Genomic DNA, 17823 nt, shown 5'->3' on the forward strand with positions numbered 1-17823 from the left:
CCTCGCCGCAACAGCACCGAAAAGGTATTTTCGATGCAAGCGACGATCGGCCACGGCCCCCTGATATCCGTTGTGGACGATGACGAGGGCGTTCGCCTCTCCCTGGACGGTCTGCTCCGCAGCGCCGGACTGAAGTCCAAGATGTTCGGCAGCGCCGAGGAGGCCCTCACGGACCCGCACATCGCGGACAGCGCCTGCGTCATCACCGATCTGCAGATGCAGCGACTGAACGGTCTGGAATTCGCCCGTCGACTGCGCCAGATGAACCCCGCCGTGCCGATATTGCTGATCACCGCCTACCCCACCGCCGAGGCGGAACTGCGCGCCCGCGAGGCCGGCGTGCTCTTCCTCAGCAAGCCCTTCGAAGCCACCGAGCTGCTCGCCATGGTGGACCTGATGCTCGGCGAAACGTACAAGTGATGCCGTGAATCCTCTCGATGGCGAAAATACCAGTTCGAACCACGGGTCGGATCCAGTGAGGTATCCCGCCTGATGAAGACGAGTGCGAAGCCGGTCGATGACGTGGAACCTGCCGGAGGTTCAAGGCAGAGGATGATCTGGGCGATAGCCGTCGGCAACTGCCTGGAACTCTACGACTTCACTCTGTTCGGCTACTTCTCGGTGGTTCTGGCCAAGGTCTTCTTCCCGGCCGCCGATCCCTTCACCTCCCTGCTGCTGACCCTGTCCACCTTCGGCGTCGGGTTCGTGACGCGCCCCCTCGGCGGCATCCTCTTCGGTGCCTATGCCGACCGGAAGAGCCGGCGCCACGCGATGATGGTCACGATGGGTCTGATGTCGGTCGGCACCGGAATCATGGCGGCCTGCCCGGGCTATGCCGCCATCGGTGTGGCGGCCCCGGTGATCCTCGTGATCGGACGGCTGATCCAGGGGCTTGGCATGGGGGGAGAGGTCGGTCCGACCGCGACGCTGCTCTTCGAACTCGGAAGCGACCGGCGCCGCGTGCTCTTCGTGAGCATCTTCGCCGCCAGTCAGGGCGCGTCGGCGCTTCTCGGCGGCCTGACGGGCTACGGCCTCAGCGTGCTGTTCAGTCCGGAGGCGATCTCCGAGGGGGCGTGGCGGCTGCCCTTCCTTCTCGGCCTGCTGCTGGGACCGATCGGACTGTACCTGCGGAACGCGGTGCCCGACACCGACGGGCGGCACGTCGTGCAGCGATTCCCGATCCGACGCCTGATGTCCCACCATAAACGGACCCTGGCGTCCGGGTTCCTGCTGTTCCTGTCGGGAACCGCGTCGATGTACGTGGTGGTGCTCTACATACCGACCTACCTCACGGGCGTGATCGGGGTCCCGCCCCGAACGGCCTTCCTCGCGGGCTGCGTCGCGGGATCGGTGATGGCGGTGGGTTCGCTGGTCGGCGGCCTCCTCGCCGATCGCTTCCAGATCCAGCGACTGCTTGCCCTCGGCGCCGTCGGCACCTCGACGATCCTTATCATCCCCGCGTTCCGGGTCCTGCAGGGAGCCCCGGACCTCGGCGTCATCCTCGCGATAGTGGCAGTATTGTCCGCATTGAACGCGCTGCAGGCGGGCTCGGTCCTGTCACTCATCCTGCAGTCGTTCCCGGCCGGCCTGCGGGCGACGGGGCTCGCGCTGGTGTACAGCTCGGGCGTCATCGTCGGCGGCTTCGGTCAGGTGTTCGTCACGGCGCTCATCAAGCTCACGGCGGACACCGCCGCCCCGGGCTTCTACATGATCGGCTGCTCGTTCCTCACCGCCACGGCACTTGTCGCCGGCATGATCGGGAACCGGCGAACCGCTGCCGAGCCCGGATCACACCTCACGCGGACCAACGTCCACCCCATCACCGGCGGTCGGACGCGTCGCGGGTAGAGTGAACACGACTTCGGTACCGTCGTCGCCACTGGAGATGGCGAGCTCGCCTCCGTGATCCTCGACGATCCGCTTGCAGATGGACAGTCCGAGCCCCAGTCCTTCCGGCTTGGTGGAGAAGAACGGCTCCAATATCCGACCCAGGTCCGCGATGCCTGGACCGGTGTCCCGCACGGCGAAGACCACGAAGCCCTGCTGCAGCGTGACGTGGATGGAGACCGTCCTGTCACGATCGATCCGTTCATCTCCAGCCATTGCCTGAAACGCGTTCACCGCGATGTTCACGAGAACCTGCTTGATCTGGATCGCATCGGCGACGACTGCCGGAAGCGAGGAGGCAAACTCCGTCTCGACCCGTACACCCTGCCGTCTCGCCTCATGCTCGACAAGGGCGATCGCCTCACCGACGAGCAGGACTGGCGAGACCTCGGCGAACTGCGTGCGCGACGAGCGGGAGAAGTCGCGGATCCGCCGGATCACCTGCGCCGCATGGCTGGCGCTCGCGTTGATCCGCCCAACGAAGATCTGCGCCTCCTCCAGATTGGGCGGCGACTGGGCGAGCCACCGGCTGGCCGCCTCCGCCAGAAGACTGATGGAGCTGATCGGCTGCGAAACCTCATGCGTCATGGACGCGACGAGCTCGCCGACGAGCGACAAACGTCCGGCGTGGTTCACGGCCGCCCTGGCCTCGTCGAGCGCCTCCTGGGCGCGCTTCTCCTCCGAGATGTCCACGGCGAAGAAATAGACCCGGCCGAAATCCTCGACCCGTTCGGGAAGAGTCGTCTTCCAGAGGATCGGCGTGGGTTTGCCCTGCGCGTTGAAAAGGACCCGTTCCCCCTGACACACCCGTTCGCCACGCGCGATCGCACCGACAACGCTGCCGTTGGGGTCGGCGGGCAGCAGTGTCGCCACCTTCTCATGGAGTTCGCCAATGTCCGCGACGCCGAGGAGACGCAACGCCGCGGGATTGGCATCGACGATCCTGTGCTGCATTCGCAGTTGCGCCAGATAGTCGGGATCGCGCGCGAGCAGGCGCATGGCCGCCTCGCCGCGAGCTTCGCTGTCACGAAGCACCGCGCGTCGAACTTCGGCCCAGTCCTCGCAGAGTATGGCGATCGGCGACTCCCTGAAGACGTCGAGGTGCACGAGTTCGGATACTGGATTCACGGAAGCTCACCTTCACACTGCGCCGGTACACATCGACAAAACTGTTCGACACCGGATCGGACCTGCGTCACGACTCCGCCTGCGTGAGCCGGCTCGGCCCTTAGACCAGCGCGCGCCCGTGGCAAAACCCCATCCCGGGCAGCGACGGCGGCTCGACGGCACCCGTCCCGTAGGACGGCGGCGCGACTTCACTCCCGGCCGCACCGGTTCGGCAGGACCGGGCGCGTCGCGAAGGGCGCGTTAGCCCGTAGCAAACGCGTTCTTACCGCAAGGCGCGTGTCTCGGGTACCTCCGTATATGGCAGGCCACACCATCGTATTATCGTCGGCGGCGGCCGCGAAAGCATAGTGTTCCACCGATGGTTCGGACCGGACATTCGGGTTCGCACACGCGGCAGCCGACGTTCGCCCGGAATGATCCCTCGGCCGCCCTGACACCTCAACGCGGAAGGTCCGAAGGATGTCGAACGAAATGGTGGCTCCCGTCTCCCACGGCGAAAAGCCATTCGAAACCAGGCCCCCCAAGACGACGATACGATCGATCAACGTGCGCGCGGTCGTCGTGCCTTTGCGCCGACCGGTGATCGCCGGCATCGGTCGTTTCGACACCTGGCCGCTCGTGCTCGTGGACGTGGAGACGACGGGCGGCATCGTCGGACAGGCGTACGTCGCACCGTACCGCGAACGGGCGGTTCCCGCCGTCGTCGCGGCTATCCGGGACCTCAGCGCCACCATGATCGGTGAACCCGTCGCACCGGTCAGAATGTTCGAAGACGCGTTTCGAAAGTTGAACGTCGTCGGCACGGCGGGAATCTCTGCGATCGCCACATCGGCTCTCGACATGGCCCTTTGGGATGCGCTGGGTAAGGAAGCCGGCATGCCCCTGGCGGAACTGCTCGGAGGCACGGTGGGAGCCGTACGCTCCTACAACAGCAACGGACTCTGGCGGCACGAGGTCTCGACGATCGCCGGAGAGGCACGGGATCTCGCCGACGAGGGCGGCTTCACGGCCATGAAGCTGCGTCTGGGCAACGAGCACGTCCGCGACGACCTCGCGGCGATCAGCGCCGTCCGCGACGGTGTCGGCTACGACATCGATCTCATGGTCGACTTCAACCAGGCGCTGGGTCTGGGCGACGCGATACGACGCTGCCACGAGCTCGACGATCAGGGCCTCTACTGGTTCGAGGAGCCGATCGCCTACGACAACGTGCGCGGCTACGCCCAACTCGCGGGCAAGGTCCGCACTCCCCTCCAGATGGGCGAGAACTATTACGGCGGGCGCGACCTTCTGACCTTCCTGCAGGCCGGCGGCGTCCACTACGCGATGGGCGACCTCATGCGGATCGGCGGCGTCACCGGGTGGTTGCGGACCGCGGCGATCGCGGGTGCGGCCGGCGTCCAGTTCTCGAACCATCTCTATCCGGAGATCGCGGCGCACCTTATGCGCGTCACCCCATCCGCCCATTGGCTCGAATGGGTCGACTGGGCGGTGCCGATACTCGCCGATCCCCTGTCCCCGACCGACGGGCACGTGTCCGCAACGCGGCGACCAGGCATCGGCATGGCGTGGGACGAGCGGGCGGTCGCGCGATACGCGATCGACATCTGAACCTTCGACAGGAGCTCGAGGATACCCGACATGGCATATCTGACGATCGATCCCGCCACCGGCGCGGTGGAGCGGAGCTTCCGCCACATCTCTGATGAAGGCCTCGACGCGGCGGCCTCATACGCGCACGCGTGCGACGTCCGCCGTGACGCCCCAACGACCGTACCATACCGACCGGTTGTTACGATCGGTCGGGACGGAGCCTATCGCCCGGCCGGCTCCGCGGCGCACGCGGAGTCCACCAGATGACCGACCCCACTCGTCCGGCACCGGGGTCGCCGACCAACGACGCCACCGATCCTGCGATGCCGCCCGCACTGCACTACATCCGGATGTTCACCGACGACGAGGGCGAGAGCGAGTTGGCGCCCGCCCTGCTCGGCGGCTTCGCGCTTCAGACGCTGGGCGGTGCCGCCGCGGCAATGTGGATGCAGCGCCTGCCGGGTGTTCCGGAGGAGGTCTGGTTCACGGTCCTGCCCGTTGGCTGGACCGGCGAGTGGCATGAAAGTCCCGGCCCCCAGTGGGTGACGGCGCTGTCGGGCCGATGGTGGATCGAGACGGCCGATGGTCAACGCGTCGAGATGGGGCCCGGCGAGATCCACTGGGGCGAGGACCAAGGCACCACCTCGAAGCGAGGCCACCGCTCGGGCCAGATCGGTGATTTGCCCTGCGTTCAGTTGATGGTGCGTTACCGTTCAGCACCCGATCTCGCAGTCTAATACCGCCACCAAGACGCAGAGGAAAACCCCAGATGACCGCGCCATTGATCCCATCCGCCGCGCCCGATCCCCAGTCGACCGCCAACGCCGACAGGTTGCAGCTCGTGTTCTCCTCGGAGCTCATCATCAACGGTGCGGCCACCACGCCTGACGGCCGGCTGTTCCTTCCCGTGCTGCCTCAAGCCCCCGACGATACGCTGCAGGTCGTCGAGATCAAGGCCGGCAAGCCGACCGCGTATCCGGACGAACACTGGAACGGCTGGCGGACCGGGATGGACGGTGCCGGGCGGTTCGTCGGGGTGAACGCGATCCGCATCGGTCCGGACGGGTACCTGTGGGTCGTCGACCGCGGCGCTCCGGGCATCGGAAAACCGATCGCCACCAATGGCGTGAAGCTCGTCAAGATAGACGTGACGACCGATGAGGTGGTGCACGTCTACGATCTGACGTCACTGACCTCGCCGTGGAGTTTCGTGGACGACGTTCGCTTCAACGGCTCCAACGCCTACCTGACGGACGCCGGCAAGCCGGCGCTGATCGTCCTCGATCTTGCGACCGGCGACGGGAGACGTGTGCTCGAAGGGCATCCATCGACCGTCGCGCAGACGCCCCTCATGGCAGAGGGCAAGGTGTTGCGTGATCCAGAAGGTCATCCGGTCGTCATCCACGCCGACCAGCTCGAGGTCTCGCCCGACGGCCAATGGTTCTACTACCAGCCGTGCAGCGGAGGCCTGTCGCGCATCGCGACGCGCTACCTCGACGACCCTTCGCTGAGCGAGGCCGAACTCGCGGATCATGTCGAGCGCTTCGCTCGGACGCCGTCCACGGGAGGCACCGCCATCGATGCGGAAGGAACGATCTATCTGAGCGACACCGACCGCAAGCGCGTCCTCACGATCTCGCCAAAGGGCGAGGTCGCGACCCTCATCGACGATCCGCGCCTGGCCTGGGTCGATGCCATGTGGATCGACGACCATGGCTATCTCCTGATGCCCGCGGCGCAACTCAACCGCACCGCTGGCCTGAACGGTGGCACGGACGCCGTCGATCCCCCGTTCACTCTACTCTGGATGGAAATTGGCCGCCGACCGGTCAGGCGCTGACACCCCGCGCTGGACGCCGTCCTCACGCGGAGAACCGGCGAGGCGCGTCCTCACGACGATGATCGGTCAACAGCGTGCCGATCACGGCCCATCAGCCCCGCGTCCGCGTTCACTGCCCGCTCACCGTTCCCGTGCCGCCTCCGATCCCACCGCGGAGATCGGGCTCACGAGATACGAGATGATCGACCGCGACCCGACACGGATGTCCCCGGTGATCGTCAGCCCCGGCGATAGGGGCGTGACGCCCTTCTCTGTCACGATGCTCGCCTTTAGCAGCGCGATCCTCGCGAGATAGTAGGGTCCCGTCCGGTCCTGGATCGCGTCGCGGCTGACCGACACGATGCGTCCGGGCACCGTCCCGTAGCGCGTGAAGGGGAACGCCTCGAGCTTCACCGTGACGGGCTCCCCGCGCCGGACGAAGCCGGCATCCTTGTTCAGGACGCGGGCCTCGACGATCAGCGTTCCCTCCGGCACGATGACCATCAACGGCTTGATCGGCTCCGCGACGCCGCCGACGGTGTGGAGGGCGAGCTGCTGCACCGTGCCGTCCGACGGCGCGACGAGGCGCTGTAGCCGGGTCTTCTGCCGCGCCTTGGTGAGTTCCTCGCGCCGCAGGATCACCTCGTTCTGGGCCTTCACGAGGTCGGCGAGCGCCTGCTGTCGCGCCTGCTCGCGCGACTGGGCGATCTCGTCGCTGAACTTCGCGGCATCCGACATGCCGCGGGTCCGCTGCGTCGCAGCGACGTCCCGGTCGCCGGCCTCGGACCGGTGCTGCCGCTGCAGTTCGAGCAGGCGCAGGCCCGGGGCGTAGCCCTTGGCAGCCAGCCCGTTCATCGCGTCGAGCTCGCGCTGCAGGACGGGAAGCGTGTCGTTGTACTTGCGGACCTGCTCGGCGGCCGACCGCGCATCCGCGAGGGAGGCCTGCCGCGCCGACGCCAGCCCACGGACCGCGGCCTCGGTCGCCGCGACCTGCGCAGTGATCAGCCGCCGCTGGGTCTCGGCGATCTCGGGCGCCACCCCCGGCGGAGCGGCAAAGTGCATCCCGCGCCCGCTCAGCGCGTCGGCGATCGCCTGATTGCGGGCGACGTCCAGCTCGGCGTTCAGGAGCCCCTTCTCCGCCTGCGCCTGATCGGCGGTCGACATCGTCGGATCGAGATCGACGAGAGGCTGTCCTCGATGCACGTAGTCGCCGTCATGCACGTAGACCCGCCGCACGATGCCCGAATTGACGGCCTGGACGAGCTTCACCTCGTCGTTCGGCACGATCCGGCCCTGCGCGGTCGCCACCACGTCGACCTGCCCGAGGCATAGCCAGCCGATCGTGATGAGCAATCCGATTAGAAGCGCCCATGTGGTCAGGCGGCCGGTCGGGGAGACCGGCCGCTCGACGATCTCGAGCGCGGCCGGCAGGAAGTCGAGTTCCTGGCTCCGTATGCGTCCCGTGGTCTTGGCGCGCTCGTCCGCGATCGCCGTCCGCGCCACACGCCAATACCTTGCCACGGCACTCACGCTACATCCCCCATTGTCACGCCCATCTGGCGCCGATGGAGATCGGCATAGCGACCGCCGATCCGCAGCAGCTCGTCATGGGTCCCCGTTTCGACGATGCGCCCGCGCTCCAGCGCGATGATCCGGTCGCACTGCCTGATCGCGGACAGTCGGTGCGCGATGATCAGCACCGTCCGGCCCTTCGCCATCGCCTTCAGGTTCGTCTGGATGATCTCCTCGCTCTCGGCATCGAGAGCCGATGTCGCCTCGTCGAAGATCAGGATGCGCGGGCCGGTGACCAACGCCCGGGCGATCGCCAACCGCTGACGCTGTCCTCCGGAGAGGTTCGTCCCGCGTTCCTCGATGATGGTGTCGTAGCCCTGGGGCAGTCGCACGATGAACTCGTGTGCACCGGCGAGTTCCGCCGCCTCCGCCACCTGTTCCAGCGGCATCGCGGGATTAGCCAATGCGATGTTGTCGCGCACCGAGCGGTTGAAGAGCAGGTTCTCCTGCAGCACCACGCCGATCTGCCGCCTGAGCCAGGCCGGATCGATCTGCCTGACATCGACGCCGTCGATCAGCACGCGTCCCGCATCCGCGACGTACAGCCGCTGCAGGAGCTTCGTGAGCGTCGACTTGCCCGATCCGGACGAGCCGACGATGCCGAGGGTCGACCCCGCCGAGACGTCGAGGTCGATGTCCTCGAGCGTCCACGGCCCGTCCGGCGCGTAGCGGAAGCGGACGCCCTCGAACTTCACGGCGCCGGTGATCGCGGGCAAGGCGACACGGCTGCCGGAACCGGGTTCGGTCGGCTGGTTGAGCACGTCGCCCAGACGCTGGATCGAGATGCGGACCTGCTGGAAGTCCTGCCAGAGCTGCGCGGTGCGTATGACCGGCCCGGAGACGCGCTGCGCGAACATGTTGAAGGCCATCAGGCCTCCAACCGTCATCTGGTGGGCGATGACGGCCTTCGCGCCGAAATACAGGATGGCCGCCATGTTCAGCTTCGAAATGAGCTGGATCGCCTGACTGCCGGTGTTCCCCAGATCGATCACGCGCTGGCTCGCTTGCGAATATCCAGCCAGCTGTCGCTCCCATCGGTCCTGCCACTGCGGCTCCACGGCCGCGGCCTTCACGGTCTGGATGCCGCCGATGCTCTCGACGAGAAGCGCGTTGTTCGCCGATGCCCGTTCGAACTTCTCGTTCACTCGGGCCCGCAGCGGCCCCGTGAGCAGCGCCGCGACGACGAAATAGGCCGGGATGGTCAGGATCGTTATGAGGAACAGCTTCACCGAGTACAGCCACATCACCGCGAGGAAGATGAGCGTGAACACCGGGTCGACGAGCACCGTAAGAGAGGCGTTGGTCAGGAACTCGCGGATCTGCTCGAGCTGCCGCACCTTCATCACCGTGTCGCCGACGCGCCGTGACTCGAAATAGCCCAGAGGCAGCCGAAGAAGGTGCCAGAACAGCTTGGCGCCGAGCTCCACGTCGATCTTCTGGCTGGTCTCGGAATACAGGCGCGTCCGCAGCCAGCCGAAGATGGTCTCCCAGACGGACACGACGAAGAACCCGAACGCGAGCACGGTGAGCGTGGACATGGTGTTGTTGACGAGAACCTTGTCGACGACGTTCTGGAAGAAAAGGGGCGCCGCCAGCCCGAGAAGGTTGAGCGCCAACGTGATCAGCAGCACCTCGCCGATGAGGCGCCGGTACTTGACGATCTGCGGAACGAACCAGCTAAAATCGAAGCGCTTCTCCGTCGCCTCGACCGTTTCACGCGTCGTGATCAGCACCACCTCGCCAGACCACGTCGCAGCCAGCTGCGAGCGGCTCAGTTTCGCCACCTCGGCGCCGGGCCGCTGGACGAGCACGTCGCCCTCCCCCACCCGGCCGATGAGGAACCAGCCGTCGGGTCCGTTCGCAAGGGCGGGAAGCGGCAGGTGAACGAGGTCCTCCCATTTGGCGATCCGCATCTTCGCGCGGGCATCGCCATGTGATCTGGTCAAACGGACCAGGTCCGTCGCGCTGAACGGACGATGATGACCGATCTGGTGCCTCAGTTGGGCGGGATCGGCCGCGATCCGGTGCATCCCGAGAAGTGCGGCAAGCAGCACGGCTCCGCTCTCGGTCTGTGTGGTGGCGTCGGTCTCGGTCATGGACGGGTCCCCGGGGCCGGCGAGCCGACGGTGCCGAGCACCGGTGTCGTCGGCGCGGCGCGTGCGAGAGGCCGATCAGGGGGCGGCGGCGAAGCGGCAAGAATGCTGGGGGCCGTGGAAACGTCAGGCTGCCGGATCGCGGGCGTCCGGTCGCGGACTGGAAGAACACCGTCGACGGCAGCGACCGCCCCGTCCCAGGGTATCGCGCCGATCTTCTCGACCCGGGCGAGATGCGGCGCCGGATCGTATCGTGGAACGCCGCTCGTCAGCCTCGCGACCTCGAGGCCTCCCGTTCGGCGCAGCAGCGTCGCCGCCGACACGTAACGCTCGCGCTCGGCCGACAGAAGCGAGACCTGCGAGTCGCGCAGCGACTGCTGCGCGTAGAGCACGTCGAACGTGGTGCGCAGTCCGACGCGGTATTCGGCGAGCATGCCCTCGAGCTGGATCATCGCGGTCGCCCGCCGGTTGCCGATCAGCGTCGCCGCCCGGTCCGCCGTCACCATGGCGTTCCACGCATTGGTCACGTCGCGCATCAGCTGCCGGCGGGCGGCTTCGATCCGCACCCTGTCCTGCGCGTTGCGATCCTCGGCCTGACGGACCTGCGAGGCGATGCGGCCGCCCGCGCTCAACGGTATCGAGAAGACGACGCTGCCCGTCAGCGCGCGGTCCTGATTGGCGTATCGGTAGGGGAACGCCTCCCCATTGAGCGTCCCCGTTCCGCGAAGGGAGACGGTTCCAGCGCCCGCCGCCCGCGCGGAGGCGATGTCCGCGCGCGATGCACGCTCGATGTACAGGGAGCGCGACAGCTCGGGACTCTCTTGTGCCGCGTCGATGAATGCCTGGTCCGCGCTGCCCGGCAGCCGGGGCAGCGACGGTTCCGGATCGAGAGTGCCGGGCGCGTGGCCCACCACGGCCTCGTAGTCCGCGCGCGCCGACTCGAGCGCCTCCTCGGTCGCCACCGCCTGCTCGCGCGCCTGTCCCAGCTGGTTGCGCGCCTGGGCCACGTCGGTGAGGGTCAGTTCGCCTGCCTGCTGGCGCGCCTCGATCTCCTTCTCGATCCGCTCGAGCTCCAGCACGCTTCCACGCCAGACCTCCAGTTCGGCCGCATAGCGACGAACGTCCACATAGTCGGTGATCACCGCGAGCAGCAGATCGCCTTCCGCGCCGCGAAGGGCCGCGCGCTGAGCCGAAACCGTGGCCATGGCTCCCATCCGGTCGGCCGTCGCCCGACCGCCGGTGTACAGCGGCTGGTTCACCGTCAGCACCGTGCGCTCGCTGTTCGAATTGGAGACCGTCGGATTGAAGGGCGAGCGCGACGGCCGTCCCAGGACACTATGGTCGAAGTCCAGGTTGGCCTGGAGATCGACCGTGGGCCGCAGCTCGGCCTGCGCCTGGGCGACCCCCTCGTCCGCCTGCCGGACGTCGTAGCGGTTGGCCGCCAAGGTCGGGTTGGTTCGATAGGCCTTGGCGATCGCGTCCGCCAGGCTCTCGGCACGAGCCGCCGAAGGCAGCGTCGCGAGAAGCGCCGCCCCCGCCATTTGTGCGGCAAGGCCCCGTGTCACGCCACGAAACCATTCGGAGCGCAGCCCAGCCGCAACGCCGCGGCATGCATGAGTGCGAATCCGCCGAGACGGAACACCCGGAGGCGACGGCCCGAGGACGTCGACGCCTCGACCCGGACGGAATGCGCCGACGAGACAGCCTCCGTCGAAAGCCAGACGATGCCGTCGGTCGGGTTGTCGATCCCTCCGGTCTCCAGCCGGACGCCAGCCGCGAGAAGATCGGGGTAGACGTCCCGCCAGGGACGCGGACTTGCGCCATCGATGGCATACCAGTCGTCGTCGATCCCCTCGGCGGTCCTGGTGTCGAAGCCGATGGCACCGGATTGAAAGCGCATGTGGCGACCGACGAGGCGACAGGTGGTGACGCGGGAGAAAGTGTCCTCTCTGATCGTGAGGGTCCATCCGTCCTGCGCATAGCGCCGGACGTCGAGTAGGTGCTTGGATCCGGAGACCGGATCGGAGAGCAGGGCCGCGGCGGCCAGCCAGTTCAGTAGCATGTCGATCCGTGGAAAAAGACGGCAGGGGACGAACGACGCCCCCTGCCAGGTTCCCCGTCCCGGAGAGCGGGCGGGATCAGTAGGATCGGACGAGTGAGGCGCTTCGGCCGCCAGACGTCCCGATCGAGGTGGCCACGCGGTCTCCGATCACACCGTCGTGGTTGAGGTCGGCGGAGAACAGGAGTTCGGCGGCGCCGTTGTGCGCCTTGTCGAAGGACTGTTCGCCGGACCAGTGGCCGTTGGCGTCGAGGATCCAGGCGTACTTCATGTCGTCGAACGGGTTGGCATCGAGCACCCTCGTGCGTCCCTGGTCGTCCGAGGCGATCGCGAGCAGCCCCCAGTCGCCGCGCTGAGCCTGGACATCGCCCCAGCCATCGCGGGTCAGCGCGATCGGCGATGCGCCGTGCACCGAGGCATATGCCTTTCCGGTCGCCTGGTCGACGAACAGGGCATCGTCGCCGTTGCGGGCGATCAGCTGCTTCTGCGAACCGCTGACGGTCCCGTCGCCGTCGAAGTCGCGGCCGTAGATGCCTTCGGCCTTGCTGATCTCCGACCCTGCATAGGTGTCCTCGCCGATCCAGTTGCCCTTCGCGTCCAGCTTCCAGGACCAATGCGTCGCATTGGGGCCGAAGTCGCCGGGATTGCCGTCGAGCACGCGGAGGTTGCCCTCGCCGTCGCGACCGATCGCGGAAAGCTGAGATCCTCGATCGAGCTGCACCGGCTGATCCCCGCGCATAACCGAGATGCGCGTGCCGTCCTCGAGCTGGATCAGGGCCTTGCCCTGGGCATCGACGAGCAGCTCCAGGCTGGCGTTCTTCGCGACGACCTGGGGAAGAGCCGCCGGAATGACGCCGTCCCCGTTCAGGTCCTTCTGGAAGATCGCCTCGGCGCCGGCCGTGGCGACCGGATCCGACAGCGAATAGACGGTCTCGCTGGTCCAGACGCCCTTGGCATCGAGCTTCCAGGCGTACGCGACGCCACCCCCGGCGACGACGTCCAGCACCCGGATATTGCCGTCCGCATCCTTGCCGACAGCCGATAGGGACGATCCGCCGCGGGTCAGCAGGGTCGCAGCCCCGCCCGCATCGCGGCGGACCTCCGTCATCGGATTGGCGCCGTCCTTGACGTAGGCGCGCCCATCCCCGGCGTCGACGAACAGCTGCAGCTGCCCATTCTGGGCGACCAGCTTCGTCTCGCCGCCCACGATGACGCCGTCACCGTTGAAATCGCGTCCGTAGAGCGGCTCGAGCTTGGCGTAGTCCGCGTTGTAGAGCGCGGGGCCGTTATCGGCGATGCCGTAGTTCGCGGTGAGCTTCTTGTCGTAGTAGGGCTCGCCGCCGGTGGCGTTCCCGGACATCAGGAGATGAACCTGTCCGGTCGCGTCCCGGCCCACTGCGACCAGCCGGTCGGTCGGGCTGAGCTGCACCTTCAGACGGACGCCTGCGTTGCCGACCATGGCGCGGGGCGCTGCGGCTCCCACGGTCATCCAGGCCGTCCCGGTCACGTCCTCGACGGACAGCGTGAGGTCACCGTTCTTCACGACGGTGGTGAGCTTGTACTCAGGCGGATCGGTCGGGAGATCCAGCGGGATGCCCGGAGGCCGCGCGGTGATCTCCTTCTGCTGGAAGTCGACCGTGTGCAGTACGCCGTCGGCGGTCCTGGTGACCATGTCGCCGGGAGCGACCGTCAGCTTGACGCCGTCGGAGAAGGTGATCGTCATCGACGTCGCCGCAGGATTCCAGGCGACGTAGCTCTTCACGCCGTTCTTGACGTAGACCGATGCATAAGGGGAATTGGCGCGCGTCTTCGCGTCGATCGTGCCCATCGCGACGAGGCTCTCGATGAATTCGAGCGTGTAGGGCCGCGACTCCTCGCCACCGCCGTCCTTGTACTGCGGATTGGCACGGTAGTCGGCGAGCGCCGCCTCGGGGTTGGCCATCGCCAGATACATCTGGGTGCTGTTCATCCACTCGGTCGACCGGTCCGAGGTCTCGGAACGGAGATAGGCGAAGTCCTGCTCGATCTCCTGCGGGCTGAAGCCCATGAAGAGCGAGCTCTGCGGCAGGATCGGCGTCTCGTTGATGCTTTGGACGTAGTTCGGATCCGTACCGAAATACGTGGTGTACGATCCGCCGTTCGCGCCGAGGACGCCGATGCGCGACTTGTCGAAGCCATCCGGGAACACGTCGTTGTCGACGTTCAGATAGTACTCCATGAACGCTTCGCTCTCGGTGGTGTACAGATACAGCCCGAGGTTCTCGATGTCCGTCTGGCCGGTCGCGGCGCCCCAGCGGGCGACCGCGGCGTCGAAGTTCAGAGACTCCGTCGCCGATTCCTGGGTGATGCCCGAGCCTGTTCCAGACGCCCAGTTGTGGCCAGCGTAAGGATCGAAACCACGCAGGTAGGCGAACGTCGGGTCGTCACGACGCCAGTTGTTCACGTTCGCGATGACCATGTTGACCATCGCGCCGTAGTTGCTCTGCTTGGCCCATTCGGGATCCAGCATCGCGACAGTGGCGGCGGCGTTGATCATGTAGCCGAACTGGAGCGACATGTCGTTCGACTTGTCCTCCTGGTTGTACGAGCCGGGATAGCCCAGGAGTTCCTTCCACTTGCCGTCGTAGTAGAACTCCCACGCGTCGCCGTCGGACGCCGTGAACCACGTCGACAGCTGCTTCTCGGCGGCGCCGAGGAACACGTCGCGCGCCTGGCCGTAGTCAACCTGCTGCGCCAGCAGCGCGAGGTCGGTGTATTTCGCGATCTGGCGGGTGCCCCAGTAGGTGTCCTTCGCCATCGGGTTCTCGTTGCGCGACAAGAAGTCCTTCAGCTGATCGTGGATCAGCCCCTGGAGTTCGGCCTTCTGCGTGTCGGAGCCGAGGAACGGCATGATCGGCATGATCGGCGCCATCTGCATGTCGGTGCTGAACGTCGAACCGGCGAAGCCCTTCATGTCGCCGCGGGCCGAATGGTACGAGAAGGCCTCGGTCGCCGCGTCGCTGAACTTTGTCTGGTGACCGTATAGCGCCGTCAGGGGATCACTCGACAGATCCGCGCCGGTCGCCTTCATGTCCGTGGTCAGCGTGTAGGTCGTGACCAGCGTGTTGGTCGCCTTGTCGATGGAGTACGACATCTGCGTCCCGGTCACGAACGCGTATGCGTGCTGCCGGAACTCCTGCAGCGTGGCGACCGAGTTGTCCGGCAGGACCGCCACGGAATAGAAGTCCTGACCGCCGAGGTTGGAGCGCAGACCGGCATCGGTGTAGGTCCAGGTCGATCCCGGTGGTCCGAACACGCCGTACGACACGCCGTTGATGGTGATGCCGACGACGCCGTCCTGCTGGTACCAGACCTGCCCCGGGCCCGAATAGCCGCCGATGCTCGGCAGCGGTGTGACATGGGTGGTGTCGCTGGCCACCGTCGAACCCGGAGCACCGGCCAGCGTGCTGGCCGGGCCGCCGGCGGTCGCGCCCTGCTGGAAGTAGAGCGTGGAGCCGAGCGTGCCGCCGTCCTTCGTCGTCAACCCGGAGAACGGCACCTTCACGTAGCTGGACGCGCTGTTCGTCTGCACGGTGAGATCGCCGCTGCCGTTCGCACGCCACAACTCGACCTTGACCGAACCGTCCTTGAGGTCGGCCATCGCCTTTCCGGTGGAGGCGATCATCTTGCTGGTCGAATAGTTCTCGTAGCCGATTCCGGCGTCGGTCGCGTACCAGTCGTAGGTCTCCGTGCGGTCGACCTTGCCGTCGCCGTCGAAGTCGTAGGAAACGCGGAACTGCAGGCCGTCCGCGACGCTCGATCCCGCGTCGACGGGCACGTTGAACGCGAGAGCTCCGCCGTCGAAGGCACCGGTCAGGCCCGACATGCCGTAGCTGAGCGGATCGACCGGCGTGTCGCGCGCCGTCCGCGGCTGCTCGTGCAGATCGATCACGACGTCGTCGGTGGACTGGCGCGTCACGTAGGTGAACAGGCCGCCCTGGACCATCGTCGCGCGCATCTTGCCGTCCCAATCGGCGGTCGCGCTCCAGTCGCTCTGCCCGGCGAGCTTGGTCCCGCTGGCATTCAGTCCGGCAAGACCGAGCGTCAGGCTCTCGTAGGAATCGTAGCTGTATCCGTCCGACTTGACGGTCGGCGTCGGCGTGTACCCTACGGCGAGCCCCTGGGCCTCGGTGCGGAACGCCATCGGATCGGCATTCATCCAGCCTGACGAGAAATTGTCCCACTGGTGGTAGGCTAGCGGCGTGAACACGGAATTCGTCGGCGGCGCGCCCTGGAAGTCATCCGTCAGCGCCGGATCGATCGGCTTGTTGTTCTTGCTATCCGTCAAGCCGGTCTGCCCAGCAGGAAGCTGCGTCGTGATGTCACCCGCGCCGACTTTTACGATATTGTCCATGAACATCTCCCGCCCTCAGGCGAACGAATATTGATACGCAGCTCCACTTGCCAAGCGGAGCACGACTTTTACTATGCATACTTTGGTGTGGCCGGCCTCTCTACTAAGATGACCGAACGGCTGCTCAGTTAGTGGCGCCGTAAACTGGTCGCAAGCGCGATATTTTCGGCTACGATTGTAACAATCGCGCACGCCGTCGGCTTCGCCCCGCCCGCATGTCCGGCGGCTTGTCCGGTCACTCCGCGACGGCCTCGATATGTGCCACGAAGGCATAGCCCTGGCCGCGAACCGTTCTGATCGGGTTTGGCCTCGATGGGTCCGCCGCGATCTTTCTACGCAGGCGAAGGATCTGCACGTCCATGCTACGGTCGAACACGTCCTCATGGATGCGGGTCGCCTGAAGCAGATGCTCGCGGCTGAGGGGCCTACCGGGCGATCGGACGAAGGCGCTGAGCAACGCGAATTCGCTCTTGGTGAGTCTGACCACCGCTCCGGCAGGGTCGGTCAGCCTTCGCGGACGCGGCTCGAAAAGCCAGCCATCGAAGCGGACAGGCTGATCGCGCCGCGGAGGCGGATGGAGCGCGTCCATCGTCCGGCGTCGCAGCAATGCACGCAGCCGCGCCAGCAGGGTGCGATGACCGAAAGGCTTGAGGAGGCAGTCATCCGCGCCGAGGTTCAGCGCCACGCTGAGATCGACGTCCTCGTCCTCCGGGCACGTGAGCAGTATAACGGGAACGAAGGACTTCCGGCGCAGCTCCTTGAGCACGTCGAGCCCGTCGTCACCGTCGAGTTGCCGGTCCAGTATGACGGCGTCCGGCTCCCGGGCGGATAAGACACGGAAAAGTCCTCGCCGCTTCGATACCGTGGCGGCTTCCATGCCGTTCTCGGTAATGCACTTCACGATCCTTTCGCGCAGATCGTGGTCCGTGGTGAAGACCAGTGTCCGCGGCGCGCGGCGCGATGATGGTTTGCCGATGTTCTCCATCATGCGCGCGTTCCGAACGGGCGCCGCTGCGACGCAGTTGTTGGATCTTGCGACGGGGCACGCAGCCGGAGAGCCCATGAGCCATCGCAACAGTCCGAAGCCACCGCTGTCGTCCGGCGAAACATGCCATTCCCTTGGTCCCGCGTGGGGCGTTCGCTGCCATGGCCGTCTGCCAAGAAACCCGGCCGCTTGATGACGCCTGCCGTCCACGGTGCGCAATCATACGCGAGTCTGTATTCGCACCTACGATCGAAGGACGGCGGGCCGGAATTGGCCGAAGTCGGGTTCGCACGC

The 17823-nt window shown here is 66.5% G+C and carries 13 protein-coding genes; 6 read left to right on the forward strand and 7 right to left on the reverse strand.

The genetic code is table 11. The annotated features are described in order from the left end of the window. Positions 1–33 precede the first annotated feature (33 nt). Both SJY41_RS13995 and SJY41_RS14000 read left to right on the forward strand, forming a co-directional pair. Positions 34–420, forward strand: coding sequence for a response regulator transcription factor (locus SJY41_RS13995; protein WP_380782666.1), 387 nt, complete (start codon positions 34–36; stop codon positions 418–420). 132 nt (positions 421–552) lie between these two features. After that, positions 553–1848 (forward strand): MFS transporter, encoded by a 1296-nt coding sequence (locus tag SJY41_RS14000; protein WP_380782668.1) that lies wholly within the window; start codon positions 553–555, stop codon positions 1846–1848. Here SJY41_RS14000 and SJY41_RS14005 read toward each other — a convergent pair. Beyond that, entirely contained in the window at positions 1789–2994 is a 1206-nt protein-coding gene (locus tag SJY41_RS14005; RefSeq protein ID WP_380782670.1) for a sensor histidine kinase, read from the reverse strand. The two genes, SJY41_RS14000 and SJY41_RS14005, sit on opposite strands and share 60 nt — an antisense overlap. A 492-nt stretch (positions 2995–3486) precedes the next feature. Between SJY41_RS14005 and SJY41_RS14010 the strand changes: the two genes are divergently transcribed. From SJY41_RS14010 to SJY41_RS14025, 4 genes are read left to right on the forward strand one after another with little or no spacing between them, the layout of a single operon-like run. Next, positions 3487–4626: an enolase C-terminal domain-like protein gene (locus SJY41_RS14010; protein ID WP_380782672.1), complete on the forward strand. Its 1140-nt coding sequence runs from the start codon at positions 3487–3489 to the stop codon at positions 4624–4626. Positions 4627–4656: 30 nt separating this feature from the next. Continuing rightward, on the forward strand, positions 4657–4875 hold the full coding sequence (locus tag SJY41_RS14015) for a hypothetical protein (RefSeq protein ID WP_380782674.1): 219 nt from the start codon (positions 4657–4659) through the stop codon (positions 4873–4875). Then, positions 4872–5345: a hypothetical protein gene (locus SJY41_RS14020; RefSeq protein WP_380782676.1), complete on the forward strand. Its 474-nt coding sequence runs from the start codon at positions 4872–4874 to the stop codon at positions 5343–5345. The genes SJY41_RS14015 and SJY41_RS14020 overlap by 4 nt, the downstream gene beginning before the upstream one ends. Positions 5346–5377: 32 nt before the next feature. Next, positions 5378–6448, forward strand: coding sequence for an SMP-30/gluconolactonase/LRE family protein (locus SJY41_RS14025; RefSeq protein ID WP_380782677.1), 1071 nt, complete (start codon positions 5378–5380; stop codon positions 6446–6448). A gap of 120 nt (positions 6449–6568) precedes the next feature. On the opposite strand, the gene SJY41_RS14030 is transcribed toward SJY41_RS14025, so the two are convergent. The 6 genes from SJY41_RS14030 to SJY41_RS14055 all read right to left on the reverse strand — a co-directional run bounded on the left by SJY41_RS14030 (position 6569) and on the right by SJY41_RS14055 (position 17532). Next, positions 6569–7957, reverse strand: coding sequence for an HlyD family type I secretion periplasmic adaptor subunit (locus tag SJY41_RS14030; protein WP_380782679.1), 1389 nt, complete (start codon positions 7955–7957; stop codon positions 6569–6571). Next, positions 7954–10095, reverse strand: coding sequence for a type I secretion system permease/ATPase (locus SJY41_RS14035; protein WP_380782681.1), 2142 nt, complete (start codon positions 10093–10095; stop codon positions 7954–7956). The genes SJY41_RS14030 and SJY41_RS14035 overlap by 4 nt, the downstream gene beginning before the upstream one ends. Continuing rightward, on the reverse strand, positions 10092–11657 hold the full coding sequence (locus SJY41_RS14040) for a TolC family protein (protein ID WP_380782683.1): 1566 nt from the start codon (positions 11655–11657) through the stop codon (positions 10092–10094). Before SJY41_RS14040 ends, SJY41_RS14035 begins: the two co-directional genes overlap by 4 nt. After that, complete coding sequence (locus tag SJY41_RS14045) at positions 11654–12154, reverse strand: hypothetical protein (protein ID WP_380782685.1); 501 nt, start codon at positions 12152–12154, stop codon at positions 11654–11656. Before SJY41_RS14045 ends, SJY41_RS14040 begins: the two co-directional genes overlap by 4 nt. Before the next feature lie 76 nt (positions 12155–12230). Further along, entirely contained in the window at positions 12231–16544 is a 4314-nt protein-coding gene (locus SJY41_RS14050) for a glycosyl hydrolase (RefSeq protein WP_380782687.1), read from the reverse strand. 235 nt (positions 16545–16779) lie between these two features. After that, complete coding sequence (locus SJY41_RS14055; protein WP_380782689.1) at positions 16780–17532, reverse strand: winged helix-turn-helix domain-containing protein; 753 nt, start codon at positions 17530–17532, stop codon at positions 16780–16782. Between the last annotated feature and the right edge of the window lie 291 nt (positions 17533–17823).

The organism is Sphingomonas sp. R86520, from assembly GCF_042466285.1.
GTDB lineage: Bacteria > Pseudomonadota > Alphaproteobacteria > Sphingomonadales > Sphingomonadaceae > Sphingomonas.

Bases quoted from the DNA above. Each gene is read 5' to 3' on its own strand.
- SJY41_RS14035 (WP_380782681.1), bottom strand. From the start codon at position 10,095: ATGACCGAGACCGACGCCACCACACAGACCGAGAGCGGAGCCGTGCTG.
- SJY41_RS13995 (WP_380782666.1), top strand. From the start codon at position 34: ATGCAAGCGACGATCGGCCACGGCCCCCTGATATCCGTTGTGGACGAT.
- SJY41_RS14055 (WP_380782689.1), bottom strand. From the start codon at position 17,532: ATGATGGAGAACATCGGCAAACCATCATCGCGCCGCGCGCCGCGGACA.
- SJY41_RS14010 (WP_380782672.1), top strand. From the start codon at position 3,487: ATGGTGGCTCCCGTCTCCCACGGCGAAAAGCCATTCGAAACCAGGCCC.
- SJY41_RS14050 (WP_380782687.1), bottom strand. From the start codon at position 16,544: ATGGACAATATCGTAAAAGTCGGCGCGGGTGACATCACGACGCAGCTT.
- SJY41_RS14025 (WP_380782677.1), top strand. From the start codon at position 5,378: ATGACCGCGCCATTGATCCCATCCGCCGCGCCCGATCCCCAGTCGACC.
- SJY41_RS14045 (WP_380782685.1), bottom strand. From the start codon at position 12,154: ATGCTACTGAACTGGCTGGCCGCCGCGGCCCTGCTCTCCGATCCGGTC.
- SJY41_RS14000 (WP_380782668.1), top strand. From the start codon at position 553: ATGATCTGGGCGATAGCCGTCGGCAACTGCCTGGAACTCTACGACTTC.
- SJY41_RS14020 (WP_380782676.1), top strand. From the start codon at position 4,872: ATGACCGACCCCACTCGTCCGGCACCGGGGTCGCCGACCAACGACGCC.
- SJY41_RS14015 (WP_380782674.1), top strand. From the start codon at position 4,657: ATGGCATATCTGACGATCGATCCCGCCACCGGCGCGGTGGAGCGGAGC.